General features: G+C 71.4%; 18 protein-coding genes and 1 pseudogene. 13 read left to right on the forward strand and 6 right to left on the reverse strand.

Going from position 1 to position 25809, the window contains the following annotated elements; translation table 11 throughout:
• Window positions 1-15: 15 nt before the first annotated feature.
• Window positions 16-777 (reverse strand): hypothetical protein, encoded by a 762-nt coding sequence (locus HNR16_RS16190; protein WP_158038876.1) that lies wholly within the window; start codon window positions 775-777, stop codon window positions 16-18.
• 299 nt (window positions 778-1076) lie between these two features.
• Between HNR16_RS16190 and dnaK the strand changes: the two genes are divergently transcribed.
• The 4 genes from dnaK to HNR16_RS16210 all read left to right on the forward strand — a co-directional run bounded on the left by dnaK (window position 1077) and on the right by HNR16_RS16210 (window position 5298).
• A complete protein-coding gene (gene dnaK / locus HNR16_RS16195; protein ID WP_158038877.1) occupies window positions 1077-2948 on the forward strand; it encodes a molecular chaperone DnaK in 1872 nt (623 codons plus the stop codon).
• Between the two features lie 2 nt (window positions 2949-2950).
• Window positions 2951-3601, forward strand: a complete 651-nt coding sequence (locus tag HNR16_RS16200) for a nucleotide exchange factor GrpE (protein WP_158038878.1) — start codon at window positions 2951-2953, stop codon at window positions 3599-3601.
• 84 nt (window positions 3602-3685) lie between these two features.
• Window positions 3686-4687, forward strand: a complete 1002-nt coding sequence (locus HNR16_RS16205) for a DnaJ C-terminal domain-containing protein (RefSeq protein ID WP_158038879.1) — start codon at window positions 3686-3688, stop codon at window positions 4685-4687.
• 80 nt (window positions 4688-4767) lie between these two features.
• The gene (locus HNR16_RS16210; RefSeq protein WP_158038880.1) at window positions 4768-5298 is read left to right on the forward strand and encodes a heat shock protein transcriptional repressor HspR; all 531 of its coding nucleotides are present in this window, start codon (window positions 4768-4770) and stop codon (window positions 5296-5298) included.
• Window positions 5299-5334: 36 nt separating this feature from the next.
• Here HNR16_RS16210 and HNR16_RS16215 read toward each other — a convergent pair whose 3' ends face one another.
• Together HNR16_RS16215 and HNR16_RS18915 are read right to left on the reverse strand one after the other, a co-directional pair.
• Complete coding sequence (locus tag HNR16_RS16215; protein ID WP_158038881.1) at window positions 5335-6381, reverse strand: DUF2207 domain-containing protein; 1047 nt, start codon at window positions 6379-6381, stop codon at window positions 5335-5337.
• 49 nt (window positions 6382-6430) lie between these two features.
• On the reverse strand, window positions 6431-7189 hold the full coding sequence (locus HNR16_RS18915; protein WP_158038882.1) for an HNH endonuclease family protein: 759 nt from the start codon (window positions 7187-7189) through the stop codon (window positions 6431-6433).
• Window positions 7190-7309: 120 nt separating this feature from the next.
• Between HNR16_RS18915 and HNR16_RS16225 the strand changes: the two genes are divergently transcribed.
• From HNR16_RS16225 to HNR16_RS16250, 6 genes are all read left to right on the forward strand, one after another.
• Window positions 7310-8056: an SDR family oxidoreductase gene (locus HNR16_RS16225; RefSeq protein WP_158038883.1), complete on the forward strand. Its 747-nt coding sequence runs from the start codon at window positions 7310-7312 to the stop codon at window positions 8054-8056.
• Between the two features lie 109 nt (window positions 8057-8165).
• Window positions 8166-9944 (forward strand): S8 family peptidase, encoded by a 1779-nt coding sequence (locus HNR16_RS16230; protein WP_158038884.1) that lies wholly within the window; start codon window positions 8166-8168, stop codon window positions 9942-9944.
• Between the two features lie 46 nt (window positions 9945-9990).
• Complete coding sequence (locus HNR16_RS16235) at window positions 9991-11058, forward strand: class I SAM-dependent methyltransferase (protein ID WP_179558307.1); 1068 nt, start codon at window positions 9991-9993, stop codon at window positions 11056-11058.
• A 145-nt stretch (window positions 11059-11203) separates the two neighbouring features.
• A complete protein-coding gene (locus HNR16_RS16240) occupies window positions 11204-12622 on the forward strand; it encodes a maltokinase N-terminal cap-like domain-containing protein (RefSeq protein WP_158038886.1) in 1419 nt (472 codons plus the stop codon).
• Window positions 12623-12728: 106 nt separating this feature from the next.
• The gene (locus HNR16_RS16245) at window positions 12729-13394 is read left to right on the forward strand and encodes a response regulator transcription factor (RefSeq protein WP_225737710.1); all 666 of its coding nucleotides are present in this window, start codon (window positions 12729-12731) and stop codon (window positions 13392-13394) included.
• Window positions 13391-15943: an ATP-binding protein gene (locus tag HNR16_RS16250; protein ID WP_179558308.1), complete on the forward strand. Its 2553-nt coding sequence runs from the start codon at window positions 13391-13393 to the stop codon at window positions 15941-15943. The genes HNR16_RS16245 and HNR16_RS16250 overlap by 4 nt, the downstream gene beginning before the upstream one ends.
• 61 nt (window positions 15944-16004) lie before the next feature.
• Here the strand turns inward: HNR16_RS16250 and HNR16_RS16255 are convergent, their stop codons facing one another.
• Window positions 16005-17306 carry a hypothetical protein gene (locus HNR16_RS16255; RefSeq protein WP_158038888.1) on the reverse strand — a complete coding sequence of 434 codons (1302 nt, stop codon included), beginning with the start codon at window positions 17304-17306 and terminating at the stop codon, window positions 16005-16007.
• 108 nt (window positions 17307-17414) lie between these two features.
• Between HNR16_RS16255 and HNR16_RS16260 the strand changes: the two genes are divergently transcribed.
• Window positions 17415-18056: a hypothetical protein gene (locus HNR16_RS16260; protein WP_158038889.1), complete on the forward strand. Its 642-nt coding sequence runs from the start codon at window positions 17415-17417 to the stop codon at window positions 18054-18056.
• 62 nt (window positions 18057-18118) lie between these two features.
• On the opposite strand, the gene HNR16_RS16265 is transcribed toward HNR16_RS16260, so the two are convergent.
• Window positions 18119-19783 carry an amidohydrolase gene (locus HNR16_RS16265; protein WP_158038890.1) on the reverse strand — a complete coding sequence of 555 codons (1665 nt, stop codon included), beginning with the start codon at window positions 19781-19783 and terminating at the stop codon, window positions 18119-18121.
• Window positions 19783-21176, reverse strand: a pseudogene (locus HNR16_RS19070) (purine-cytosine permease family protein). Before HNR16_RS19070 ends, HNR16_RS16265 begins: the two are co-directional and overlap by 1 nt.
• A gap of 400 nt (window positions 21177-21576) precedes the next feature.
• On the opposite strand from HNR16_RS19070, the gene HNR16_RS16275 reads away from it, so the two are divergent.
• Together HNR16_RS16275 and HNR16_RS16280 are read left to right on the forward strand one after the other, a co-directional pair.
• Window positions 21577-23748 (forward strand): ATP-dependent Clp protease ATP-binding subunit, encoded by a 2172-nt coding sequence (locus HNR16_RS16275; RefSeq protein WP_158038892.1) that lies wholly within the window; start codon window positions 21577-21579, stop codon window positions 23746-23748.
• A 77-nt stretch (window positions 23749-23825) separates the two neighbouring features.
• Window positions 23826-25673 (forward strand): RCC1 domain-containing protein, encoded by a 1848-nt coding sequence (locus HNR16_RS16280; RefSeq protein ID WP_158038893.1) that lies wholly within the window; start codon window positions 23826-23828, stop codon window positions 25671-25673.
• Window positions 25674-25809 lie beyond the last annotated feature (136 nt).

Here is a 25809-nt window from a genome sequence, read left to right on the forward strand (position 1 = left end):
GCGTCGCCGTGCGGCTCACGAGATCGGCCGCTCGGTGAGGGCGGTCAGGTCGAGTCCGTCGTCCGTGATGCCCACGGCCACCTCGAGCGCCGTGTCGGGCGGTGAGGCGTTCGCGCCGTGCCGGTTCCCGATCCAGCGTGCGGTGAAGCCACCGTCGAGGTACTCGACCTCCTCGAACATCGAACGGTTGGTGTCGCCCACGGTGCCGAGGTTCGCGCTGCCGATGACCTCGAGACCACCGTCCGGCGTCTGCCGGTACAGGAAGAGGTTCGCGGGCCAGACGACCCCACCCAGATCGCACTCGAGGATCACGGCGAGGTCGAGCAGACCGTCCCCCGTCACGTCGCCGAACGCGAGGCGGCCGTCGAGCGCGGACGCGTCGAACGGCTCGTCCCCTCGAACGGCCGAGTCGGTGCCGTCGTCGTGCGCGATCGAGACGCCCGGGATCCACACGGAGCCCGCGTAGCGACCGTCCTCGTACGGGACGGGCAGGACGCCGTCGACGAGTGTGCCACCCTCGTGCCGACACGTCCCGGCGGGGATCCGTGCGCTGAACAGGGCGTCGGTGAGCCGGTCGATCTCGCTCGCGAGCGCGGCGACGCCCGGGTCGTCGACCGCGCCGGGGTCGACGTGGTCGAGGGAGGGCGCGGCGCCGACGCCCGTCGCGGACCAGATGAGTGCGCTCGCGACGGCGGTGACGGCGAGCGCGCCGCCCGCGCTCGCGATGGTGCCGACGAGGCCGAGGCCGGCGCTCGTCGTCGAGATCGGTTCGGACACGAAGGTCATCTCCCCACCGCGCTCACCCCCTGTGAGCGCGTGGTGACAGTCTCTCGACATCCGCGCGACGTGGGGTGCCCCGAGAACTGGGGTGTGGACAACCCGGTCCACAGCTCGCGCGGAGCCTCGCGTGCGACGCTCGTCGCGAAGGTTGAGTGACTCACACTCAACCTTCAGGTTTCCGAACTTGCGTCATCTCGACTCAACTGTAAACTTGAGTCATCAGGGCTCAGGTCCCGGGCGGATGTGTCCGGCGGCCGGTGCCCCTCACAACGACCATCAACCCAAGGAGATCGCACATGTCACGTGCCGTTGGAATCGACCTCGGAACCACCAACTCCGTCGTCTCCGTCCTCGAGGGTGGCGAGCCGAAGGTCATCCCGAACGCCGAGGGCTTCCGGACCACCCCGTCCGTCGTCGCGTTCACGAAGGACGGCGAGGTGCTCGTCGGCGAGACCGCGAAGCGCCAGGCCGTCACGAACGTCGACCGCACCATCTCGTCCGTCAAGCGCCACATGGGCACCGACTGGACCATCGACATCGACGGCAAGAAGTACACGCCGCAGGAGATCTCGGCGCGCATCCTCGGCAAGCTCAAGCGCGACGCCGAGCAGTACCTCGGCGACAAGGTCACCGACGCCGTCATCACCGTCCCCGCCTACTTCAACGACGCCGAGCGTCAGGCGACGAAGGACGCCGGTGAGATCGCGGGCCTCAACGTGCTCCGCATCATCAACGAGCCGACCGCCGCCGCCCTCGCCTACGGCCTCGACAAGGGCAAGGAGGACGAGCTCATCCTCGTCTTCGACCTCGGTGGTGGAACGTTCGACGTCTCGCTCCTCGAGGTGGGCAAGGACGACGACTTCTCGACGATCCAGGTCCGCGCGACGGCCGGTGACAACCGACTCGGTGGTGACGACTGGGACGAGCGCATCGTCAAGTGGCTCATCGAGGAGTTCAAGAAGCAGACCGGCGTCGACGTCTCGAACGAGAAGATCGCGCTGCAGCGCCTCAAGGAGGCCGCCGAGCAGGCGAAGAAGGAGCTCTCCGGCTCGCTCAACGCGACCATCCAGCTCCCCTACCTCTCGATGACCGAGGACGGCCCCGCGAACCTCGACGTCACGCTCTCGCGTGCGAAGTTCGAGGACCTCACGAAGGACCTGCTCGAGCGGCTGCGCAAGCCCTTCGAGGACGTCATCCGCGAGGCAGGCATCAACGTGTCGCAGATCTCGCACGTCGTGCTCGTCGGTGGCTCCACCCGCATGCCCGCCGTCTCGGAGCTCGTCAAGAAGCTCACGGGCGGCCAGGAGCCGAACAAGACGGTGAACCCGGACGAGGTCGTCGCCGTCGGTGCCGCGCTCCAGGCCGGTGTGCTGAAGGGCGAGCGCAAGGACGTCCTCCTCATCGACGTCACGCCCCTGAGCCTCGGTATCGAGACCAAGGGCGGCATCATGACGAAGCTCATCGAGCGCAACACCGCCATCCCGACGAAGCGCTCGGAGACCTTCACGACGGCCGACGACAACCAGCCGTCCGTGCAGATCCAGGTGTTCCAGGGCGAGCGCGAGTTCACCCGCGACAACAAGAACCTCGGCACCTTCGAGCTCACGGGCATCGCTCCCGCGCCGCGCGGCGTGCCGCAGATCGAGGTCACCTTCGACATCGACGCGAACGGCATCGTCCACGTGTCCGCGAAGGACAAGGGCACGGGCGCCGAGCAGTCGATGACCATCACGGGCGGCTCGAGCCTCCCGAAGGACGACATCGACCGCATGGTGCGCGAGGCCGAGGAACACGCGGCCGAGGACAAGAAGCGTCGCGAGGCCGCCGAGGCACGCAACGTCGCCGAGAACACGGCCTACCAGGTCGAGAAGCTCCTCACGGACAACGACGAGAAGCTCCCCGCGGACGTCAAGTCCGAGGTGCAGGCCGACGTGGACGCGCTCAAGACCGCGCTCGCCGGTGACGACGACGAGGCCGTGAAGTCGGCACTCGACAAGCTCAACGTGAGCCAGTCGAAGCTCGGCCAGGCGCTCTACGCCCAGGAGCAGGAGGCCGCCGCGCCGAGCGGTGCACCCGCGGGTGACCAGGGCACGACCGGAACGAGCCCGAACGACGACGACGACATCGTCGACGCCGAGATCGTGGACGACGAGGAAGACAAGAAGTAACGATGACGACCGAGAACCCGAACGACCACGAGGAGCCGATCTTCCGCGACAAGCGGCGCATCGACCCCGTCACCGGGAAGGTTCGGAGCGAGGCCGGGGCGGACGGATCCGCCCCGGCCGCGCCGGGTGCCGGTGACTCCGGCCAGTCGCTGAGCGACGAGGACCTCTCGAAGCTGCTCTCGGGTGAGGGCGCCGACGAGGCGCCCGCCGAGCAGGAGGCGCAGGCGGCCGATCGCCTCGCCGCCGAACGGCTCGCCGACCTGCAGCGCGTGACCGCCGAGTACGCGAACTACCGGCGGCGCACCGAGCAGGAGCGACTCGAGGCGAAGGACCGTACGACGGCCGACGTGCTCCGTGCGATCCTGCCCGTCCTCGACGACCTCGACCGCGCCGAGAAGCACGGTGACCTCCCGACCGAGGGCCCGATCGCGGTCATCGCCGCGAAACTCCGTGGCGTCCTCGACAAGCAGGGCCTCGAAGCCTACGGCGAGAAGGGTGACACGTTCGACCCGAAGATCCACGAGGCGATCGCGCAACTGCCGAGCCCCGACGCCGACGGCGAGACCGTCGCCGACGTCGTCGAACGTGGCTACCGCGTGGGTGACCGCATCGTGCGCGTCGCCAAGGTCGCCGTCACCGTCCCCGCCTCGTAGCGGACCGGCCGACGTCGGCCGCAGGGGCCCGGGGAATCGTCTCGAACGGCCCCCGGGCCCCCGCTGTCTCAGAAAGGATCATCGATGGCCAGTCAGGACTGGTTCGACAAGGACTTCTACGCGGTCCTCGACGTGCCGAAGGACGTCTCCGAACAGGACCTCAAGAAGCGTTACCGGAAGCTCGCGCGCGAGTTCCACCCCGACTCCCACCCCGGCGACCCCGCCGCGGAGGAGCGGTTCAAGGAGATCTCCGAGGCCTACTCGGTGCTCTCCGACCCCGCCGAGCGGGCCGAGTACGACCAGTTGCGGGCCATGGGCTCCGGCGCCCGGTTCACCCCGGGCGGTCAGGGCGGCGGGGGCGGCTTCGAGGACGTCTTCGGCGGCATGTTCAACCAGGGCGGCGGCCGCCAGCAGCAGCAGTACTCGAACGCCGATTTCGAGGATCTTCTCGGGTCGATGTTCGGCGGCGGTGGCGGGGGCGGCTTCGGAGCGGGCTCGTTCCGGCAGCCGCAGCAGCCGCGTGGCCCGCAGAAGGGACGCGATCAGACGGCGTCGACGACGCTGGGCTTCGGCACGGCGTTCCGCGGCGACACCGTGACCCTGCAGACGGGCGAGGGCAAGACCATCACCGTGCGGATCCCCGCCGGTGTCGAGGACGGCCAGAAGATCCGCCTCAAGGGCAAGGGCGCACCGAGCACGTCGGGCGGCCCGAACGGTGACCTCATCCTGCAGGTCGCGGTGCGACCAGACCCCGTGTTCGGGCGGCAGGGGCGCAACGTGACGGTCGACGTACCGATCACGTTCCCCGAGGCCGCGCTCGGCGCCACGATCGAGGTGCCCACCGTCGACGGCGACCCAATCCGCGTCAAGGTGCCCAAGGGCACCTCGAGCGGCAAGACGCTGCGCGTCAAGGGGCGCGGCTTCTCCGGGAAGTCGGGCACGGGCGATCTGCTCGTGAAGCTCCAGGTCGCCGTCCCGTCACATCTCAACGACGAGCAGGAGAAGGCGCTCGACGCCTTCGTCGCCGCGAGCGGCCACGAGTCGCCTCGCGAGGACCTGCTGCGGCGCGCGCGTCAGACCGCGTGACCGCGTGGGGGCGGTGTCCGGACGACGTCCGGGCGCGGCCCCCGTTCCCCCTGTCCACTCACGAAGGAGGGTGAGACACCATGGACGGACCCGTTCGACCGAGCGAGGACGACCCGATCTTCGCGATCGCCGTGGCGGCGCAACTGGCGGGCATGCACCCGCAGACCCTGCGGCAGTACGACCGCATGGGGCTCGTGTCCCCACAGCGGACGGCGGGCAGGGTGCGGCGCTACTCGCTCACCGACGTGCAGGCACTCCGCGAGATCGCGGAGCTCTCCGGCGACGGCGTGAGCCTCGAGGGCATCGCCCGCATCATGCTCCTGCGCGAGGAGAATCGCGAACTGCGCCACCGGGTGCGTGCGCTTGAATCGGAGCTCGCCGACGAACGACTCCGGCGTCAGGGACGACGCGTGTTCGCCGCGGGACAGGCCGGCGAGGTCGTCACGATCATGGCCGGCCGCCGCAGCGGCCGCAGGACGGGCGTCGTCGTCTGGCGACCGCAGCGACGCGGTGACCGCGGCGAGGAACGCACGGCCGCGACGCCCGCCGACGGATCGCAGGCACCGGAACCGAGCGCCGTGGTGGCGTTCGAGGCCGTCGACGAGCACTGAGCGGCACCGCGCCGCGCGCGGTGCCGCTCGTCGCGATCAGCCGCGTGCCCCGAACTCGCGGAGCGTCGTCGCGACGGATCCGCCGTCGGCCTCGACGACACGGGCGAACTGCGCGACGTCGGCGCCGAACGCCGCGGGCGTCGCCCAGGCGTTGCCGTCGGGACCAGCCGGCCACCGCAGGACGGTGTCCGCGCCGTGGGCGAGCGAGGCGAGCCGTGTGGCCGCCTCGAGCTCGCCACCCAGGACGACCGCGAGAGGCAGCGCCGCCCACGCCGCCGCGACGGCCCTGGGACCGTCGGCGGTGGGCTCCGCGCGTGCCACGTCGGCCGCCCGTCGCTCGTCGATCGCGGCGGCGACCGCCGCCCCACGAGCCGTGAGCCGGACGGGCGGGACGCGCACGAGCGGGAGCAGGGCACCGGCCGCCGTCGCGAGCGCGATGAGCAGCCACGGCAGCAGGAACATCCACGGCGCCGCCGTGCTCCCGAGCGAGAGGGACGCGGCGAACGCCGCGAGCGCGCTCACGACGGCGACGAGTGCGCTCGCGGTCACGACGCCCGCGATCACGGTCCGCCGCCAGCGGGCGCGAGGTGCCGCGAGGCCACGCACGAGCAGACTGCTGCGAACACTCGCGTCGACCGCCGTCCGCAGACGGCGGTGGAAGCTCGAACGACGCGGGAGCAGCACACGCTCACCCGTCCGCGCGGCGGGCAGCGCGAGCGATTCGATCACCTCGAGCGTCGTCGGTGCGGTGACGAGCTCGGGATCCGTGAGCTCGAGGGTCCACGAGCGCCGCATGCCCGCGTCCGCGTTGCCGCTCTCAGCCGCCTCGGCGGGACGGATACGTGCCGCACCGCTCGCGACGAGCCCCACGAGCTCGGCTGCGAAGCCGCGGCGCCCCCGCGGATGTAGCGTCGCCGCCTCGGCCGGCGTGAGCGCGTCGACGAGCGCACGCTCGTCATCGCTCGGCTCCGCCTCCGTGACCGCCCGCCGCCGTCGCGCGAGGTCGACCGCGGCGACACCGAGCGCGCCGAGTGCGATCACGGTCGCGAGTACGGCGATCGACAGCAGCGTGAGGACGAGCATGTTGGCACGCTACCGTCGACTCGCGTCCCTGCGGCGTGTGGGAATCGGATCAGCCGCCGCAGTCGTGCAGGACGCGCGTCATCGCGTCGCGTTCGGCCGCGGTGACCCACAGCTCGTAGCTCGCCTTGACCGCGATCTGCCGCGCGACGTAGACGCAGTGGTACGACTCGCTCGGCGGGAGCCACTGCGAGGCGTCCTGCGACATCTTCTCGTCGTTGACCCAGTCGAGCGTGGGCTGGAGGTTCAGGGGATCGTTCGCGAGCGCCACGCGCTCGTCGAACGACAGATCCTGCGCTCCCGTGCGCCACGAGTTGTAGAGCGCGACGACGTGGTCGATCTGGACGTCGTCGCTCGTCCCGGGGCCGCGCACGAACTCGACGGTCTCGCCGGAGTACGGGTCGTGGAACGAGCCGCGCTCGACCCGGCACCCGTCGCCGAGCAGGGCGACATCCGTCAGTTCGCGCGCGAGTGCGTCGTTCCGCGCATCGCAGCCGTTCCCGTCGGGATCCCCCCACCCGTCACCGAACGAGCGGGCCCGATCGAAGGGCCCGTCCCACTCCGTCCGCGGTGCGACCTCGATCGATTCGAGCACCGCGAGCGCGTTCGCCGCGATCTCGGCGTTCGCCGCCGCGGTCGGCGCGGGAGCGTCCCCCTGCTCGGTCAGCTGCTGGGCGAGGGAGGTGCGTTCCGCGTCCCCGCCCGATGCCACCGTGCCGCAGGCCACGAGAGCGAACGGCGCCGTCACGGCGACGCCCGCGGCCACGGCGACGGTGACGAGGCGCCGGACGGCTCGGGTGGGGACACGCACGGTCGGCTCCTCGGGCTGTGGGCTGGACTGCGAGACTCGGACGGCGACCAGGTTGCCACACGGCCGGGTCGTCGGCACGACGACACGTTGCCGAACGGAGCGAGGAACGTCGGAGGAGACATGGGCCAGGACACGACGAACGCCGGAGACGGGGACGCCCGCGCGCACGAGCGCGGCACGCGGCCGATCGCGCTCGTCACGGGGGCGACGCGGGGAATCGGTCTCGCGGTCGCTCGCGAACTCGGACGGACCCACCGCGTGCTCGTGGGCGGCCGCGACGCGTCCGCGACCGCGGCGCTCGCGGCGGAACTCGGCGATGCCGAGCCGTTCACCGCCGATCTGGCCGACGAGGTCGAGCTCGAGCGGGCGGTGCACGAGGCGGGGCTCGACCGGCTCGACGTGCTCGTGCACTCGGCGGGACTCCTCGGGCCGAGGCGTCCCGTCGCCGAGCTCACGCGATCCGAGTTCCGCGAGGTGTTCGAACTCAACGTGGTCGCGGTCGCCGACCTCACCGCCCGGCTGATCGTGCCGCTGCGTGCGGCGCGGGGCCTCGTGGTCGTCGTGAACAGCGGGTCGGGCCTCACGTCCGGTGCGGGGCAGGGCGTGTACGCCCCGTCGAAGTTCGCGGCGCGCGCCCTCGCCGACGCCCTGCGCGAGGAGGAACGTCCGAACGGGGTCCGGGTCACGTCGGTGCACCCCGGGCGCGTCGACACCGACATGCAGCACGAACTGCGCGCCGCGGAGGGCGGCGCCTACGAACCGTGGCGGTACCTCGATCCCGTCGCGGTCGCGGACACGGTACGTCTCGCCGTCTCGCTGCCGGCGGGCGCGGTCGTCGAGTCGCTCTCGGTGCGTCCGCTCGAATGAGGGCGTGCCGTTCCACGGGACGACGTGCGCGCCGCCGGCTCGTGAGAGTCTTGCCTGGTGCCACGCCGTCCCGCGGCCGTGCACGCGGGAGAGGAAGAGGAAGCGGTCGATGAGCTGGAACAGTCGGACCGGCGCGGGGACGCGCCCCCGTGGGTACGCGGTCGCCGCGACCCTCGCCACCGTGATCGCGCTGCCGCTGGGAGCGGGCGTCGCCACGGGCGCGACACCCGAGCCCGACCCCTACGCGTCCGTGCAGGACGGCACCTGGTACTTCGACAAGTTCGGCATCGGGTCGATCCATGCGGAGGGCATCACGGGCGCCGGCATCACCGTCGCCGTGCTCGACACGCCGATCAATCCCGATGTCCCCGATCTTCGGGGCACCGACCTCGAACCCCGCACCGAACACGTGTGCCCCAACGGGTACGACGGCATCTCCGACGAGGAGGAGGCCGGGCACGGGACGAGCATGACGTCCGTCATCATCGGCAACGACGCCGGGGTCGGCGATCTCCGTGGGATCCCCGGCGTCGCACCAGACGCGAAGGTGCTGCACTACGCCGTCCTGTCCGACCCGAACCTCACGGGGTGCGACATCACGCTCGCGGACTCCGTGCAGGACGCCGTGGACAACGGCGCCCGCATCATCTCGATGTCGCTCGGATGGGGCGACACGGACGACGTCGAGGAGGCGGTTCTCATCGCCCACCGGGCGGGAGCGATCGTCGACATCGCGGTGCAGAACGAGGACGGCGACGATCTCGACGACACGTCCGGCGCGAACGGCGTCGTCGCGATCGAGAACATGACGGCCTCGGGCGGATCCGACGGCCGGGAGGTGCACTCGGACCGTCTCACGGGTGTCGCACCCGGCGTCAACATCCGCGGGCCGGCCTACGGCGACGGCTCGTGGGACGCGTATCACCTCGGGGTGGGGTCCTCGCCCGCGACCGCGTGGGTGAGCGGCGTGCTCGCGCTCACGATGCAGCGGTGGCCCGAGGCGACGAGCAACCAGATCATCCAGTCGCTCATCCGCAACACGACGAACGACTGGCCCGAGCTCTCGCGCACCGACCTCGAGGGGTTCGGTCTGTTCTCGCCGCAGAATCTGATGCTCTGGGACCCGACCCGGTACCCCGACGTGAACCCGCTGCTGACGGACCGCAACGACGCCTTCCCGTCGTGGCAGGACGTCATGGGGAGCACGCCCTTCGTCGATCCCGGGTTCACCGAGGCGGGGGTCGGGTTCGGAACCTCCATCCCGTCCGCCGTGCCCACCAAGGTGCCGCCGTCGTTCTGGGTGACGGCACCGGGGATCCGGACCATCATCGGCATCGTCCTGCTCGTGCTCCTCGCTGTCGCCGTCGTGTTGTTCGTCGTGCGCGTGCGCTCCGGGCGACCGGTGCCGCTGCTCGAACGGCGAGGCGGCAGCCAGGGCGCGGTCGCCGGCGCTCCGGTGGGCGCGACGCCGTTCCCGGCGCCGCAGTTCGCGGGCACCGGGCCGCCGCAGAGCGGCGCGGCGGGGCCGTTCGGGGCCCCGGTGCCGTTCGGTGCGCCCACGGCGGCGCCGAGTGGCACGGCGTTCGCGGATGCGGCGCCCGTCGGGAGCGCGTTCGGACAGGGCGACGCCGGGCGATCCGACATCCCGCAGATGCCGTTCGCGTCGCCCGGCGGATCGGCGCCCGCAGGGGCATCGGACGCGTTCGTCGCCGGGACCCCGGCGACCGGCGGCGTCGTCCCGGCCGGCGACGCCCTCCCGAGCATGCCCGCGGGCACGCTCGGGCCGGTCACGACGGGGCCGAGCGGAACACCGACACCTCCCGCGCGTCCGGACTGGGTCCGGGGGACGAGCGACGGTCCGGGCCCGGCGAACGCCGACCGATCGTGAGCTCGGGACGCGGCGCGTTCGCCCCGGCGTCCCCGCGGACGAACGCGTGACGCACGACGCGAGCCTCGAGGGGGCCGTCCGACTCCTCCTCGCGGAGGCCCGGGCGCGAGCGACGGATCGGATGGGTCGTCGGCCCGCGGACCTCGTCACGATCGGCCTGGACGACCGCGAGACGCTCGCGGCGATCGAGGTGCTCGAAGCGGTCGGCGCGCGCACGTTCGACGACGCCGTCCCGCGCCCGGTCCCCTCGCCCGACACGATCCGGCGGGCCGACCCCGGCGCGGCGCTCCTGGCCGATGCGCGCGTCGTGCTCCTCCGGCTCCCGAAATCGCTCGCGGCGCTCGAGGAGCTCTCCGGGCTCGTCCGCACGCACGCGAGGCCCGACGCGATCCTGCTCGGAACGGCACGGACGAAGCACCTGTCACCCGGCGCGAACGGCGTGCTGGCGGCGGACTTCGCCTCGGTCTCGGCGAGTCTCGGCCGATGGAAGTCGCGCGTCCTCGTCGCGGAGGGTGCACGCCCCGGGCCTCCGGCGCGGTCCTTCCCGCTCCGCGAACACGTCGGTGAACTGGGCTTCGACGTCGTCGCGCACGGTGGCGCGTTCGCGGGACCCCGGCTCGACCTCGGCACGCGCGTGCTGCTCGACGTCCTGGACCGCGCCACGGTCGAGACGGACGCGGTCGGGACCGTGCTCGACCTCGGCTGCGGGACGGGCGTGCTCGCGACGAGCATCGCGCGACGTCGCCCGAGCGCCGAGATCATCGCGAGCGACCGCTCGTGGGCCGCGAGTGCCTCGGCGCGGGCCACGGTCGATGCCGCGGGTGTCGGGGCACGCGTCACGGTCCGACAGGAGGACGCCGCGGCGGGCGTGCCGGACACCTCCGTCGACCTCGTGCTGCTCAACCCGCCGTTCCACGAGGGACACGCGGTGGAGGAGCGGCTCGCCGACCGCCTGTTCGAGGCGGCGGCGCGGGTGCTGCGCCCGGGAGGGCGTCTGCTGACCGTCTACAACTCGCACCTGCGTCACCGCGCCGCGCTCGAACGGATCGTCGGACGCACGTCGCAGCTCGAGCGCACGTCGAAGTTCACGGTGACGAGCTCCGTCCGCCGCTGAGCGTCCCGATTCGCGTTCGCGTGCGGACCACGAGGTGGGGCGGCGCCCCAGCGTGGGACGGCACTCCGCCAGGGTCGCATCGGTACCCTGGCGTGCGTCCGCCCTTTCGTGGCCGACGGTCGCACGACGCACCGACGGAGGCTCCATGACCGACCTCATCACCCTGCTCCAGGCGTGGATCCCCACGCAGCGCTGGTTCGCGGGCGGTGACGGTCCTGCGCGCCTGCGACTGCTCGGCAGCTATTCGCTCGCCGATCCGGCCCATGATCTCGGTGTCCGATTCATCACGGTCGCGATCCTGCTCGACGAGGACTCACCCGCGCAGACGGTCTACCAGGTGCCGCTCGTCATCCGGGCCGTCGACGGGGCGATCGACGCGCGCGGCTACATCGGCACCTACACCGATGCACAGGGGGCGTCCGCCGTCGTCGACGGCCCCCACGACGGCGCGTTCGTCCGCGCGCTGCTCGACCTCATTCGGCGCGAGCAGACGGCGACGGGGCCGGGCGGAGCGGTCGACGCGGTCGCCTACGGCCAGCCGATGCCAGCCGTGCGGGTCGGCTCGTACACGCGCAGCCACGTCCTCCAGGGCGAGCAGTCGAACAGCTCCGTCGTGATCGAGACGGTCGACGATGCCGGCCGGCCGGCCGCACCGCTCATCATGAAGGTCTTCCGGACGCTCGGCGATGGCGAGAACCCCGATGCGACGCTGCAGACGGCGCTCGCCGCGGCCGGGTCACTGCGGGTGCCACCGGCACTCGGACAGGTCGCGGGCGAGTGGCCCGACCCTCGCACGGAATCCGGCCGCGCATCCAGTCATCTCGTGTTCGCGCAGGAGTACCTCGCGGGCGTCGAGGACGCCTGGCGGGTCGCCCTCCGATCGGCCGAATCCGGTGACGACTTCACGGAACAGGCGTACACGCTCGGCCAGGCGATCGCCGAGACGCACGCGACCCTGCGCCGCGTGATGCCCGTCGTCCCCGCGGGCCGGGACGAGATCGCGGCCGCGCTGCGCGGCATGCGTGATCGGTACGTGCAGGCGGCGGAGGGCGTTCCGCGGCTCGCGGAGCTCGCCTCGGGCGCGGAGCGCGTCTTCGCCGCGGCGGAGGCGGCGCCCTGGCCCGTCCTGCAGCGCATCCACGGCGATCTGCACCTCGGCCAGGTGCTCGCGGTGCCCGAGCGCGGCTGGGTGCTGCTCGACTTCGAGGGGGAGCCGTTGCGGCCGATGGCCGAGCGGAACGCGCCCGACGCGGCCGTGCGCGACGTCGCGGGCATGCTTCGCTCGTTCGACTACGTGGCGGGCGCGCTCTCGGTCGAGGCGGGGCGGCGAACGGCGGCGGACTGGGCGCAGGACGCGCGTGCGGCGTTCCTCCGCGGGTACGCCGATGGCTCGGTGCGTGACGACGGGGCCTCCCAAGGCTCGGCCGACACGGCGCCGGATCCGCGCGTGCTCCGGGCCTACGAACTCGACAAGGCCGTGTACGAGGCCCGCTACGAGGCGGCGTATCGGCCCGCCTGGCTGAGTGTCCCACTGGACGGAATCGAACGTCTCCTCGCGCGGTGATGCGTCCGTGTGTGTCGCGGCCGCTCGATAGGATCGAGGTGTCACCGGGCCCCGTCGGGTCCGGATGTTCAGCGGAGGGACCTCGATGTCGGATTCGACACCAGCCGTGCGGCCGACGCGAATCGGGCTCGTCGACGATCACGAGATCGTCGCGGTGGCCCTGCGCTCGACGATCAACGAGATGCCCGAGACCGAGCTCGTCGGATTCGCCGGCACGGTCGATCAATTGCTCGCGGAGCACCTCGACCTCGATGTCGTCGTGCTCGATCTGCGCCTCGCGGACGGGTCCTCGCCCGTCAACAACGTCGAACGGCTCCGCTCGTCGGGCGCCCGGGTGCTCGCCTTCACCTCGGGTGAGAACCCCTTCCTCGTGCGCGTCGTGGCCCGCTGCGACGTCGCCGGTGTCCTGCGCAAGTCCGAGCCCGTCGGCGTGCTGCAGGAGGCCATTCGTCGCGCCGCGGCCGGCGAGCACGTCGTCTCCTCGGACTGGGCGGCCGCGCTCGACGCCGACCCGAGCCTTCCCGATGCCGCACTGAGCGCCCAGGAACAGCGCGTCCTCGCGCTGTTCGCATCGGGCGTGAAGGCCCAGGCCGTCGCCTACGAGCTCGGCATCTCCGTCGGAACCGTCGACGACTACGTGCGACGGATCCGGGCGAAGTACGCACGTGTGCACCGCCCGGCGCACACGAAGGTCGACCTCTACAAGCGGGCCCTCGAGGACGGCTTCCTGCCGTTGCCCGAATCGCCTTCAGGCTCCACGCAGACACCATGACCAGGTCGTCGGCGGACTCCGAGACGCCGGAGCTCCGTTCGACGCTCACGCGCATCGTGCGTGTCCTCACGCTCGGTATCGGCGCGGCGGGGCTGCTGTTCCTCGCACTGCTCCTCCCCTCGATCATCGCGCAGTGGCCCATGTACGCCATGTGGTGGAACCTTCTCGCGACGGGTTCGCTCTTCGCCTGCTCCGTGGGGCTCGTCGTCGCGAGCATCGTGCATCGACCGCTCACGCTCCGCCGACTCCACGTCGTCGGCGCATGCATCCTCCTGACGGTCACCGCCATGGCGCCGATCGCGTCGGTCCGGCCGGTGCCCGACGGTCAGGTGCCGTGGATCCTCGACGTCATCGCCGTCCCCACGACGATGGCGGCGGTCGGCCTGCGTCCGGTTCTCGCGTGGGGCGTGACAGCGCTCGCGGCGGTGCTCGCGGGCATCGTCCGCACGACGACCGGTGCCGAGGACAGTGCGCTCATCGGGCTCGAGAACGGCGTGCAGACGGCGACGTTCTGTGCGGTGTTCGTCCTGCTCGTCGTCGCCGTGCTGCAGGCGGGCGGGCTAAGCGACCGGACCCTCGCGACCGCACGGACGGAGACGGCGCTCGCGGTCTCGGCGCGAGCGCGGGCCGACGTGCGCAAGCGCATCGACGCGCTCGTGCATGATCGCGTCCTCGCGACGCTCCTCCTCGCGGGACGTGCGCGCTCGCCCGAGGAGCGCGCCCTCGCGTCGACGCACGCGGCCGACGCGCTCGACGAACTCGCGCGGCAGGGCGACCCGGACACCCAGGTCGTGCACGCGACACCGCGGGAGTTCGTGTGGGACGTGCAGGGACTCGTCCGCGATCTCGACCCCGACGCCCAGTTCAGCTACGAGATCGACCGGGAGCCACCCGTTCCGAGCTGGCCGGACGGATCGCGCGACGACGTCGACCCCGCTTCGACCACAACCACCGACCGGCCGGCCGTGCTGCCCCACGGTATCCCCGACGACGTCGCCGAGGCGGTGACCGCCGCGACGCTCGAGGCCCTGCGGAACTCGCTCCGGCACGCGGGCGGACGGGGCGTCGAACCCGCGCGCGCCGTGCACGTCGTCGCGGGACGTGATCGCCTCGAGGTGACGGTGCTCGACGACGGGGTCGGATTCGACGTCTCCCGTGTCGCGAGCACGCGCCTCGGCATCGAATCGAGCATCCGGGCACGCATGCGGGCCGTCGGTGGCACCTCGCAGATCGTGTCGCACCTCGGGCAGGGAACGCGGGTCGTGATCGGGTGGACACGGCCGCTCGACGACGGCGCGGCAACCGTGGCCGGCGGCGAGCGGGCACCCGTCTCGAGCGGTGCGACGCGCGTTCCCCGCGCCCTCACACCGTTCGACCTCGATTTCTGGACCATGGCACCACGGATCAAGGTCCGTCCGCGCGCCGAACGTGGGCGGCGGTACAGCGAGATCGCGGCAGGCGTCCTCGGGACGGAGACGCTCGGCCGCGGGGGGAGCGTGCACGGCGGCCCGCTGCTCGTGTTCGCGGGACTGCAGATCGTGACGGTCGTGGTGCTGTCCGTCGGTTCCGATCCGCGCACCGCCATGTCCTGGTCGAATCTGCTCGCGGTGGGGCTGTACGCGGTCACGGTCACGGTGCTCGCGCTCCCCGGCCCGATGCCGATCCAGCTCGAGACGGGGTTCGCCGTCGTCTTCTCGTGCCTCGCCATCTCGATGCTGGTCTTCCTGACGCTCCCGGCCGGCGTCGACCCCGGCTATCAGGCGTGGCACTTCGGGGCGAACTCGGTCATGCTCCTCGTGCTCGGGCTGCGTGGGCGCATCCTGCTCTCGTGGGTCGCGATGGCCTGTATGGCCGCGCTGACGGTCTGGTGGTGCTTCTCGAGCGGGTTCGGTCTCGAGGAGGCCGTCGGATTCCTCAACCGGAACGTCGCGACGCTCGCCGTCGGCTCGGGCGTCTCGTTCCAGATGCGGCGCGCGATCACGCGGACGCTCGCGATCCGTGAGGCGCTCGACCGTCAGTACTCCATCGAGACCGCCGAGCTCGCTGCCGCGGAGGAGCAATCGCGTGTCCTGAAACGATTCGAGTCCGCGGCGCTCCCGGCACTCATCGCGATCGCTTCGGGGGCACCACCGACAGCCGGGGAGCAGCGGGACTGGCTCGCCACGGAGGCCATGCTCCGTGACCGGATCCGGGCGCGCTCGCTCGACCTGGAACCGCTGCGCTCGGCCGTCCACGCGGCCCGCGAACGGGGCATGCGCGTCGTCCTGCTCGACGACACGGACGGCCGCGAGATCCCACCGTGCGATCGCGTCGCGGCGCTCGAGTGGGCGGCGGACGTGGTGCGGGGGGTCCAGGGCCCCGAGATCACGGTGCGGCTCCGCAGCTCGCCACAGGGCGAGCTCTCGCTCACGATCGCGGGTGACGACGTGACCGCCGAACGCCGACTCGGGACGGACGACGACGAGGCGGACGAGGACGAGGCGGACGCCGATGACGCGCAGCGCGAGGACGGCGGTGAGCGGTCACCCCTGGGGACGGAGGGACGCTGAGTTCCGCGTGGATCGTGCCGCGCGGGTCAGGGCGACCGACGCGTCCGAGGGCCGCGGGGCATCACACGACGTCGACGAACGAGGGCGCGTAGTCCGCGCGCACGAGCGGTGACCACGGCAGCGCGATCCGCTCGGCGAGGCGCCACACGAGGTCCCGTGGCGCGGCGCGGAGTGCCGAGCCGGTCGAGAGGACGGCACCCATCCCGTGCTTCGCGTCCGTTCCCCAGTGTTCGAGGATGGTCGCGTGACCGCGCAGGAGCCCGGACGCTCGGGACACCTCGAGGTCGCCCGTCGCGGTGAGTGAACGCTCGAACCCCGTCTCGAGGCGGACGACCGCGGGGTCGCGGAGCGGATCGCCGCCGTGCCCGATGCCGGTCGGGCCGGGCGGGAGATCGAGCCCGAGGAGGGGGCCGACACTCGTGTCGCCCGGGGCCATGAACGCGTAGTGGGGGACACGCGCCGCGGCGGGCAGGTCGGCGACGCGGGCCACGCCCGGGCCGAGGCCCGCCGAGGCGAGGTGACCGACCGCGTCGACACGGAGGCCGCGGGCGAGTGCGGCACCGACGACCGAGCCACCGAAGCTGAAGCCGAGCGCGACGTAGCGCACGTCCGGATCGCGGGGGATCGCGTTCGCGAAGCGGCCGTAGCGGTTCGCGAGCAGGGTGGCGGCGCGGGAGGAGAGTCCGAACGGACCGACCGGGAAACGACCGCCCTGCCAGACGACGAGGCCGGTGCTGCCGGGGGCGGCCGTGTGCACGAGTTCGGACATCGTGTGAGCCTTGCCCTCGAACTGCCGGAGATCCGACTCGTTGCCGGGCACGAACAGCCCGACGGCGCGGACCGCGGGGTCGAGGGGGCTCGCCCACGGATCGTCGGTGTCGGCGATCGCGGGACCGACGTACTCGACGATCGCCTCGCGATCCGGGTCGCGTGCGAGCACGAAGCGTGGCCTGCCGCCCCGGTCGACGAGGCCCGGCCCCGTCGACAGCGCCGTGAGGCGCTCGTCCTCGAGGACGCGGCGGGCGTTCCGCGGTGACGTGGACGTCGCGCGCGTCGAGATCTCCGCCCGGAGCGTCGCGTGGTTCGCCGCGATCCGGCGCGGCCACGGGACGCCGTCGAGGTTCCCGACGAGCAGGGGCGTCCGCTCGACGAGACGCGCGCGGCGCGTGTCGTCGAGCGCGTCCCACCAGCGACGGACCGTCTCGGCGGCGGGTGGCCGGTCGATCGTGGCCCGTTCGAGCGTCCGATCGGGATCGCGTTCGGATGCAGCACCCGTGAGCCGATCGAGGGTCCGCGCGTCGGCGCGCCACGGCGAGCGTTCGGGGCGGCGGTGGGGACGGGCGGCGAGGCGATCGACGGGCACCCGGAGAGCGTAGCGCCGGACGAGGGATGCTCACAGCGACCGGTGCCACGATCTTCGCGGGCGCAACGGTGCGCCGCGGAGGATGCGACGGGCGGAGGGCTGCACGCCATGGATGATGAACGAGGGATCGATCGGCGCATCGACGAGGTGGCGTGGGATCAGCTCTTCCACGCGTTCGGCACGGCGGGGGACACGGCGCACCACCTGCGGGCGCTCGCTGCGGGACGGGAGTGCGCCCAGGCGGCCGCGCACGTCGGGACGGCGATCGTGCACCAGTCGACGGTGTGGCCGGCCTCGGCCGACGCGCTGCGCCTCGGATGCGAGGTGCTGTCCGTCACCGTCCTGCCGGTGCCGGCGGTCGACGGCGTCCTCGCGGCGCTCGCGGAGGCGGGGCGCGTGCTGTCGCTCGAGGTCGGGGGCGACCCCCAGCTCCCCCGTCGCGCGCGCGAGGCCTTCTTCGAGGCCCGCCGGCTCGCGGCCGAGGGGGTCGCCGACGACGAGGTGCGGTACGGGCCGGGTGACGACGAGCCGGTCACGGACGAGGCGGGCGAGATCGTCGTCGAGATCCTCTTCACGGAGTTCCCGGACGAGGCGGCCGAATGGATGCGGTCCGCCGTCGTCCGGATGCGGGAACTGGCACCCCTCGTGCTCGAGACGCTCGACGCGCTCGGACGTCGGGGTGCCGCGTCGCCCGAGCTGCTCGACGCCTGTCGCCGCGCGTGGGCGGAGCCGGCGGCGGTGCGCCGCTGAGCGGGGCCGCACACGGGCGATCGTGCTTGTTCGCGTCGCGGACGCGGACGAGCACGAGGACGTCAGGGCGCGTCGCTCACGTGGACGGTACGTCCACCGAGCACGGTCCGCCGCACGCGCACCCGATCGAGGTCCGCGGGTCCGGTGAGCGGGCCGTCGAGCAGGACGAGGTCGGCGAGCTTCCCCGGCTCGAGCGACCCGATCGTCGTCTCGTTGCCGGAGGCCTCGGCCGCGCCGAGCGTGGCGGCTCGGACGGCGGTGGACAGGTCGAGTCGCTGTTCCGGCTGGGCGGGACGGTGCGATTCGGGGTTCCGCGCGTGGACGTCCGCGGCGGGCGCGGTGCGCGTGCACGCCGTGTGGAGCGCCCAGAGCGGATCGGGGCTCGTGACGGGCCAGTCGCTCCCCATCGCGAGGCGGGCACCCGCGCGCTGGAGGGCGCCGAACGGGAAGTGCCACGCGGCCCGCTCGTCGCCGATGAGCGGGAACTTGCGTTCGAGGATCTCCTGGTCGTCGCGGGCCCACAGCGGCTGGATGTTCGCGGTAACGTCGAGCGCCGCGAAGCGCGGGACGTCGGCGGGGTCGACGACGTCGAGGTGGGCGATCTGGTGTCGTGGTCGCTCGGGACCGGTCGGTGCGGGGCCACCTCGTCGCCGGGCGGCCTCGACGGCGTCGAGGCACTCGCGGACGGCCCGGTCGCCGACGCCGTGGAAGTGCACGCCGATCCCCGCGGCGTCGAGCGCCGTGACGATCTCGACGAGGTCGTCGGGCGCGATGACCGAGTCGCCCCGCGTCGTGGGGTGGACGCCCGTGTACGGCTCGAGGAGCGCGGCCGTGCAGTTCTCGCAGATGCCGTCCTGCATGATCTTGACGCTGCGGACCGGGAACCCGGCCTCGCTCGTCGCGCGGAGGTGTTCGAGCATCGCGGGAACGTGCTCGGGGCCCGCCTGGGGCGGCCACCACATCGACCCCGTGACCCGGGCGGTGAGTGAACCGTCGGCGAGGGTCTCGAGGTAGGTGGGCAGGCAATCGGGCAGGCTCAGGTAGGCGCCGAGGATCGCATCGTGCCAGGCCGTGACGCCGAGCGAGAAGAGGTGCCGCTGGGCGGCGAGGAGCGCCGTCCGTCGCTCGGCGGGCCCGGGGGCGGGGACGAGGCGCGTGACGAGCTCGCCCGCGGCGTCGAACAGGACGCCCGTCGGCTCGCCGTCGGCGTCGCGCACGATGCGCCCGTTCGCCGGGTCGGTGCTCGCCCGCGTGATGCCGGCGCGCTCGAGGGCCGCGGAGTTGACCCACACGCCGTGCGCGTCGTGACTCGTGAGCACGGCGGGGCGATCGGCGACGATCGCGTCGAGGTGGGCCCGCGTGGGCAGTCCGCCGGGGAACGCGTCGCCGAACCAGCCGGAGCCGACGATCCACTCGTCGTCGCTCCGGGCCGCGAACTCGCGCACGAGCCGCGCGTAGCCGTCGATCGAGTGCTCGGGTTCGAGGTCGCAGCCACCGAGGGCGAGGCCGCCGGCCTGGGCGTGCACGTGGGCGTCGTGGAACCCAGGCAGGAGCGCCGCGCCCTCGGACTCGATGCGTTCGGTGCCGGGGCCCGCGAGCGCGAGCACCTCCTCGTCGGTCCCGAGCGCGACGATCCGTCCGCCCGCGACCGCGAGCGCCGTGTCGGTGCTCGGCGCGGGGGTGAGCAGCTGGGCGCCCGTGACGACGAGGTCGGCGGCCGCGCGCATCAGGCGGCCCGCCGGATGCTCGCGCGGCGCCACACGAGGTACACGACACCGGGGACGGCGAAGCCGAAGATCCAGGCGACGTCGACGAAGCCGAGCGGTTCGGCGAGCGGGCCCGTGTAGAGGTTCGTGACCATGAACGGCACCTGCACGGCGAGGCCGATGAGGTAGCAGACGAGGCCGATCGTGTCCCAGCGCCCGTAGCGGCCGCCGTCACGGCGGAACATGTCGTCGACGTCGTAGTGGCCCTTGCGGACGAGGAAGTAGTCGACGAGGTTGATGGCCGACCACGGGATGAGCACGTAGAGCAGGATCGTGACGAAGTCCTTGAAGATCTGCAGGAAGTCGTCCTTGCCGAGCAGGGCGGCCGTCATCGCGAGCAGGGCGTAGAAGATCGTCATGAGGACGCGCTTCGTCGTCGTGATGTCGATCTTCGCGGAGATCGTCTCGAGCACCGTGAGCGAGCACATGACGCCCGAGTAGATGTTCGACGAGTTCATGACGGCCGAGGCGATACCGAACGCGAACAACACGACGGGGCCGAAGCCGCCGAGCAGTCGACCGAGCGCGGCCATCGCGTCGCCGTCCGCCGTCGTGAGGCCGACGAGCGCGCCGAGCACCATGACGAGGACGGTGCCGATGACGAGACCGAGGTACGTCGCCCAGAACGCGGGCTTCGCGCCGCCGTTCGCGGGCATGTACGCGAGTAGTCCGACACGTAGGGCGCGTACGCGAGCTGCCACGTGACGCCGATCGCGAGCATGCCGAAGAACCCGGCCGCGTTGTAGCCGAGCTCGGTGTGCGCGACGAACGTCGCGGGGTTCGCGAGCGACAGGATGATCGAGACGACGACGAGTACGCCGATGATCACGGAGAAGACGGCCATGAGCTTGCGGACGAGGTCGTAGCCGAAGATCGCGACCGCGAGCGCGACGAGCGCGCACACGACGATGCCGACTTCGACCGAGCCGCCGCCGAGCGCGGCCGTGAAGCTCTGTGCCGCGACGACGAGGTTCGAGGCGAAGAAGCCGAGGAACATGATGAGCGCGATGAGCGCGAGAAGGCTGCCGCCGAGGTAGCCGAACTGGCCGCGCGCCTGCAGCATCTGCGGGATCCCGAGCTGCGGGCCCTGGGAGGCGTGCAGGGCGGCGCCGATGCCGCCGAGCAGGTTGCCGACGACGATCGCCGTGACGGTCCAGCCGAGCGAGAGGCCGAAGAGGGTCGGCCCGAGCGCGCCCGTGAAGACCGTGAGGGGGAGCATGTTGATGCCGAGCCACACGAAGAACAGCCCGCGGGCGGTGCCGTGGCGTTCGTTCTCGGGGATCGGACGGATGTGGCGTCGCTCGAACGCGACGAGCGGGCGGGGCGTGGCCTGCGGCGTCGTGACGTCGCTCATGGTGGCCTCCTCGTGGTGACGGAGCGGATTCCGGGACGGGTCGGCGACGGCGGGCCGGGGCGGCCCGCTCGTCTCGGTGCGGCCGGCCGGGCGGGTGCGTCGGCAGGCTCCTCGTCGGGTGTCGGTGCGCGTGGCCGATCAGCTCCGATCCGCCCCCGACTCCCGGGTTCGTGTTCCATCCTGACAGCGTGCGGACGTCGAGGGGATACGTGTTCGCGGTGCCCCTGATCACCTCGTGTGATGCGCCCGTGGACGGCTCGGTGTACCGCGGGCCGAGGTGGGTGTTCGCTGTGAGCGAGGACGCCTCGATTGTCCATTCACCGACAGTGTCATAAACTTGAGTTAGAGCGACTCAAGTTTGTCGCGGACACGATCCGGCCACCTCAGCGAAGGAGAACGAATGGCCAATATGCAGGGCGCGCAGGCTCCGGAAGCGGAGACCAAGAGTGCGCTGGAAGAGTACGGCGTCAATCTGACGGAGATCGCCCGCACCGGGAAGTTCGACCCCGTCATCGGACGCGACGCCGAGATCCGTCGGGTGAGCCAGGTGCTCACCCGCCGCACCAAGAACAATCCCGTGCTCATCGGCGAGCCCGGCGTCGGCAAGACCTCGGTCGTCGAGGGGCTCGCGCAGCGCATCGTCGAGGGCGACGTCGCCGAGTCGCTGAAGGACAAGGAGCTCGTCTCGCTCGACCTCTCGGCGCTCATCGCGGGCGCCAAGTACCGGGGCGAGTTCGAGGAGCGCCTCAAGGCCGTGCTCAAGGAGATCACGGAGTCCGAGGGACGCATCATCACGTTCATCGACGAGCTCCACACGCTCATGGGTGCCGGTGGTGGCGAGAGCTCGATCTCGGCCGCGAACATGCTCAAGCCCATGCTCGCGCGCGGTGAGCTGCGACTCATCGGCGCGACGACGCTCGACGAGTACCGCGAGTTCATCGAGAAGGACGCCGCGCTCGAACGCCGCTTCCAGTCGGTGCTCGTGGGCGAGCCGAGCGTCGAGGACACGATCGCGATCCTCCGTGGCCTCAAGGAGCGCTACGAGGCGCACCACAAGGTCGCGATCGACGACAATGCGCTCGTCGCCGCGGCGACCCTCTCCGACCGCTACATCACGTCGCGCATGCTGCCCGACAAGGCGATCGACCTGATCGACGAGGCCGCGTCGCGGCTCCGCATGGAGATCGACTCCTCGCCCGTCGAGATCGACACGCTGCAGCGGCAGGTCGACCGGCTGCGCATCGAGGAGCTCGCGCTCAAGAAGGAGCACGACGACGCGTCGAAGGAGCGCCTCGCGGCGCTGCGGAAGGACCTCGCCGAGAAGGAGGGGCGGCTCGGTGAGCTGAAGAAGCAGTGGGAGGTCGAGCGCGGCAACCTCAACCGCGTCGGTGAGTTGAAGGAGAAGCTCGACGACCTGCGGCAGCGGGCCGAGAAGGCGCAGCGCGAGGGCAACCTCGAACTCGCCTCGCGCCTCCTGTACGGCGAACTCCCCGATCTGCAGAAGCAGCTCTCCGAGGCGGAGAAGACGGAGGACGGCGGGCCGCGGCTCGTGAACGACCACGTCACGGCCGAGGACATCGCGGGTGTCGTCGCGATGTGGACGGGCATCCCCGTCGGTCGCCTCATGCAGGGCGAGATGGAGAAGCTCCTTCACCTCGAGGAGGAGCTCGGCAAGCGCATGATCGGGCAGGCCGCCGCGGTCGCCTCGGTCGCCGACGCGATCCGGCGCTCGCGGGCCGGCATCGCCGATCCGTCGCGCCCGACCGGTTCGTTCCTGTTCCTCGGCCCCACGGGCGTCGGCAAGACCGAGCTCGCGAAGTCGCTCGCCGAACTGCTGTTCGACGACGAGAAGGCCATGGTCCGCATCGACATGTCGGAGTACGGCGAGAAGCACTCGGTCGCGCGGCTCGTCGGTGCCCCTCCCGGGTACGTCGGCTACGAGCAGGGCGGTCAGCTCACGGAGGCCGTGCGGCGCCGTCCCTACTCGGTCGTACTGTTCGACGAGATCGAGAAGGCGAACCCCGAGGTGTTCGACGTGCTCCTGCAGGTGCTCGACGACGGTCGGCTCACCGACGGTCAGGGCCGCACGGTCGACTTCCGGAACACGATCCTCATCCTGACGTCGAACCTCGGCTCGCAGTACCTCGTCGACCCGGTCATGACCGACGCCGACAAGCGCGAGAAGGTCATGCAGATCGTGCGGCAGTCGTTCAAGCCCGAGTTCCTCAACCGGCTCGACGACATCGTCGTGTTCAGCGCGCTCAGCCAGGATGAGCTGTCGCAGATCGTGGGGCTCTACGTGAAGCGGCTCGAGCGTCGGCTCGCGGAGCGTCGACTGTCCCTCGACGTGGACGACGACGCGCGCGAGTGGCTCTCGGAGCGCGGCTACGACGCGCTCTACGGTGCGCGCCCGCTGCGTCGGCTCATGCAGACGGAGATCGACGACCGGCTCGCCCGCGGGCTGCTGTCGGGCACGATCCGCGACGGCGATACCGTGCACGTGTCGGTGAGTTCCGACGGCTCGGGCCTTGTGGTCGCGTCGCGGACGCCGCACTCGGCGAGCGTCAAGTAGCGCCGGAACGACCTGCGGCGGGTTCCCGAGATCGGGGCCCGCAGCAGGTCGTTCGCGTTCCGGAGGGCGTTTCGACCATGGAGCTCGGTGCGGAAGTCGGAGTGGACGTTCCGGAACTGGGTGCGAAAAGCCTGATCAGAGCAATTCGGAACATTCGGATGCAGGGAACTCTCAGGAAGAAGCGCAGGACGCCTAGCGTCGAATGCGCGAACTTGCGCGGCGTGCGCCACCACGTCGTCGACCGGGTCCGCTTTCTCTCCCCCGAGACCGAAGGGTCTGCATCCATGTCTGTCACTCCAAGGCGTCTGCTCCCGCTCGCCGTGCTTCTGCTCGCTCCGTTGCTCGGTCCGATGGCATCGCCCGCGATCGCCGACGACACCGGGCCGAAGGGGACCTCGGCCGGAGGAACAGACGTCTCCCTCCCCGCACCCGATCAGCCGCGATTCACCACGCTCGCCTCGAGCAACACTGTCGCTGCTGGGGTGGACACCGATGGAGCCGTCTGGATCTGGGGCGACCTGGCACGCTGGGACGGAGCCTTCGATACACCCCCCGCCGGGCCGACCGATGGATTCCGGTACACGCCCGTGCCCGCCGAACGCGTCGACGGTGTTCGTTTCGTCGACGTCGAGATCGGCTGTGCCGGTTGCAACTCGATGAACACGATCTACGCCCTCGACGACGAAGGAGGTCTCTGGGCGTGGGGAGCGTCGCGGAACGGCTACGAGCTGGATCCGAACGTGCCGACTCGTATCGAGTTCCCGGCAGGTGTCACCCTCGAGCAGATCGAGGCCGGTGATGGAAACTCGTTCATCGCGCTGGATACCGAGGGGCGCGTTTGGGCTCTGCCCAATGCGCCATCACACGAGCCCGACTCCGGCTACAGCGAGATCACGCACGTGACGGAGTTCGATGCCAAGGACATCTCGAAGATCGCCGCCGGAGGGTTCTGGAACTCCTATTACGTCGTGATCGAAACGGATGGACCGACGTGGATGTGGGGACAACCGTACTTCGGTGAGGGCGGGACCTTCGATTTCGATCCCACGCCGCGTGAGATCGAGCCTCCTGCAGGTGAGACTCTTGTGGACGTCGAACTCGCCGATGGAAACGACTATCGGGACGGCTCACCGAGCTTCACATCCGCGACAGGGAACGTGTGGAATTACCGTTTGGAGTGGGCGGGCGAGTATCGACCCGTCTGGACGGAGATCGACCGCTTCGAGGGGGCCGGAGTACGCACCTTCGTCGTCGACAACGACCCGAGTCTGCACCAGCTGAACTACACGGCCCTCGCCGAAGACGGCCGAATCCTCTACGCCCCCGGGGACGGGCCGGCCGTTGAGCTGGAACACGATGGCCCGCCGATCGTCGAGGTCGCAACGTGGGGCAACCTCTCGGGCTCCATGCAAATCAATGTTCTGGACGAGGACGGACGCCTCTGGTGGTGGGACGCATCGGCCGACGGTGCTCGGACCATAGACCCCGCGCCGGGCGCATTCGTCCCCGTCGATGACATGTTCTCGGTGTCCGAGGTGCTGTTCGGCGAGACGCCCGCGGCCTCGTTCGAGGTCATCGACGGCGCGCTTCGAGCTATCACCCCGGCGCACGAACCGGCGACCGTTGACGTCACGGTGCGCACCGTCACCGCTGCCGGGGCAGCGGGCCCCGAGTACGTTTACCCCGCCGCGTACACCTTCGTCGCCGGCGACCCGACCGAGACGCCAGGACCGACCGCCTCGGTGTTGCCGTCGGGATCGGGCTCGCCAGCTCCGACCGATGAACACGCGCAGACGCCCGGTGGCCTCGCGTCGACCGGCGGCGGGGAGATCGGGACGTGGGTCCTCCCAGCGATCGTCGTGCTCGTTCTGGGCGGTGTCGCACTGCTGGCTGTCCGAGCGCGGCGCACTCAGCGCGACGGCTGACGCCGAACAGCGGCCGATGCGCGGGGCGGTGACGATCTCGTCACCGCCCCTCCGTGCGCTCCGCGGACCCCGGCGCGGGCGTGGCAGGATCGAGGTGGCGCACGCGTGCCCGTGTGTGATCGCGATCGGCGTCGGC

The sequence above is a fragment of the Pseudoclavibacter chungangensis genome (assembly GCF_013410545.1).
GTDB classification, from domain to species: Bacteria; Actinomycetota; Actinomycetes; order Actinomycetales; family Microbacteriaceae; genus Pseudoclavibacter; species Pseudoclavibacter chungangensis.

What these genes read in the sequence shown, in the direction of transcription:
- HNR16_RS16225 (WP_158038883.1), top strand. Translation starts at nt 7,310, where the DNA reads ATGGGCCAGGACACGACGAACGCCGGAGACGGGGACGCCCGCGCGCAC.
- HNR16_RS16240 (WP_158038886.1), top strand. Translation starts at nt 11,204, where the DNA reads ATGACCGACCTCATCACCCTGCTCCAGGCGTGGATCCCCACGCAGCGC.
- HNR16_RS16230 (WP_158038884.1), top strand. Translation starts at nt 8,166, where the DNA reads ATGAGCTGGAACAGTCGGACCGGCGCGGGGACGCGCCCCCGTGGGTAC.
- HNR16_RS16200 (WP_158038878.1), top strand. Translation starts at nt 2,951, where the DNA reads ATGACGACCGAGAACCCGAACGACCACGAGGAGCCGATCTTCCGCGAC.
- dnaK (WP_158038877.1), top strand. Translation starts at nt 1,077, where the DNA reads ATGTCACGTGCCGTTGGAATCGACCTCGGAACCACCAACTCCGTCGTC.
- HNR16_RS16265 (WP_158038890.1), bottom strand. Translation starts at nt 19,783, where the DNA reads ATGCGCGCGGCCGCCGACCTCGTCGTCACGGGCGCCCAGCTGCTCACC.
- HNR16_RS16205 (WP_158038879.1), top strand. Translation starts at nt 3,686, where the DNA reads ATGGCCAGTCAGGACTGGTTCGACAAGGACTTCTACGCGGTCCTCGAC.
- HNR16_RS16260 (WP_158038889.1), top strand. Translation starts at nt 17,415, where the DNA reads ATGGATGATGAACGAGGGATCGATCGGCGCATCGACGAGGTGGCGTGG.
- HNR16_RS16275 (WP_158038892.1), top strand. Translation starts at nt 21,577, where the DNA reads ATGGCCAATATGCAGGGCGCGCAGGCTCCGGAAGCGGAGACCAAGAGT.
- HNR16_RS16210 (WP_158038880.1), top strand. Translation starts at nt 4,768, where the DNA reads ATGGACGGACCCGTTCGACCGAGCGAGGACGACCCGATCTTCGCGATC.
- HNR16_RS16215 (WP_158038881.1), bottom strand. Translation starts at nt 6,381, where the DNA reads ATGCTCGTCCTCACGCTGCTGTCGATCGCCGTACTCGCGACCGTGATC.
- HNR16_RS16280 (WP_158038893.1), top strand. Translation starts at nt 23,826, where the DNA reads ATGGAGCTCGGTGCGGAAGTCGGAGTGGACGTTCCGGAACTGGGTGCG.
- HNR16_RS16250 (WP_179558308.1), top strand. Translation starts at nt 13,391, where the DNA reads ATGACCAGGTCGTCGGCGGACTCCGAGACGCCGGAGCTCCGTTCGACG.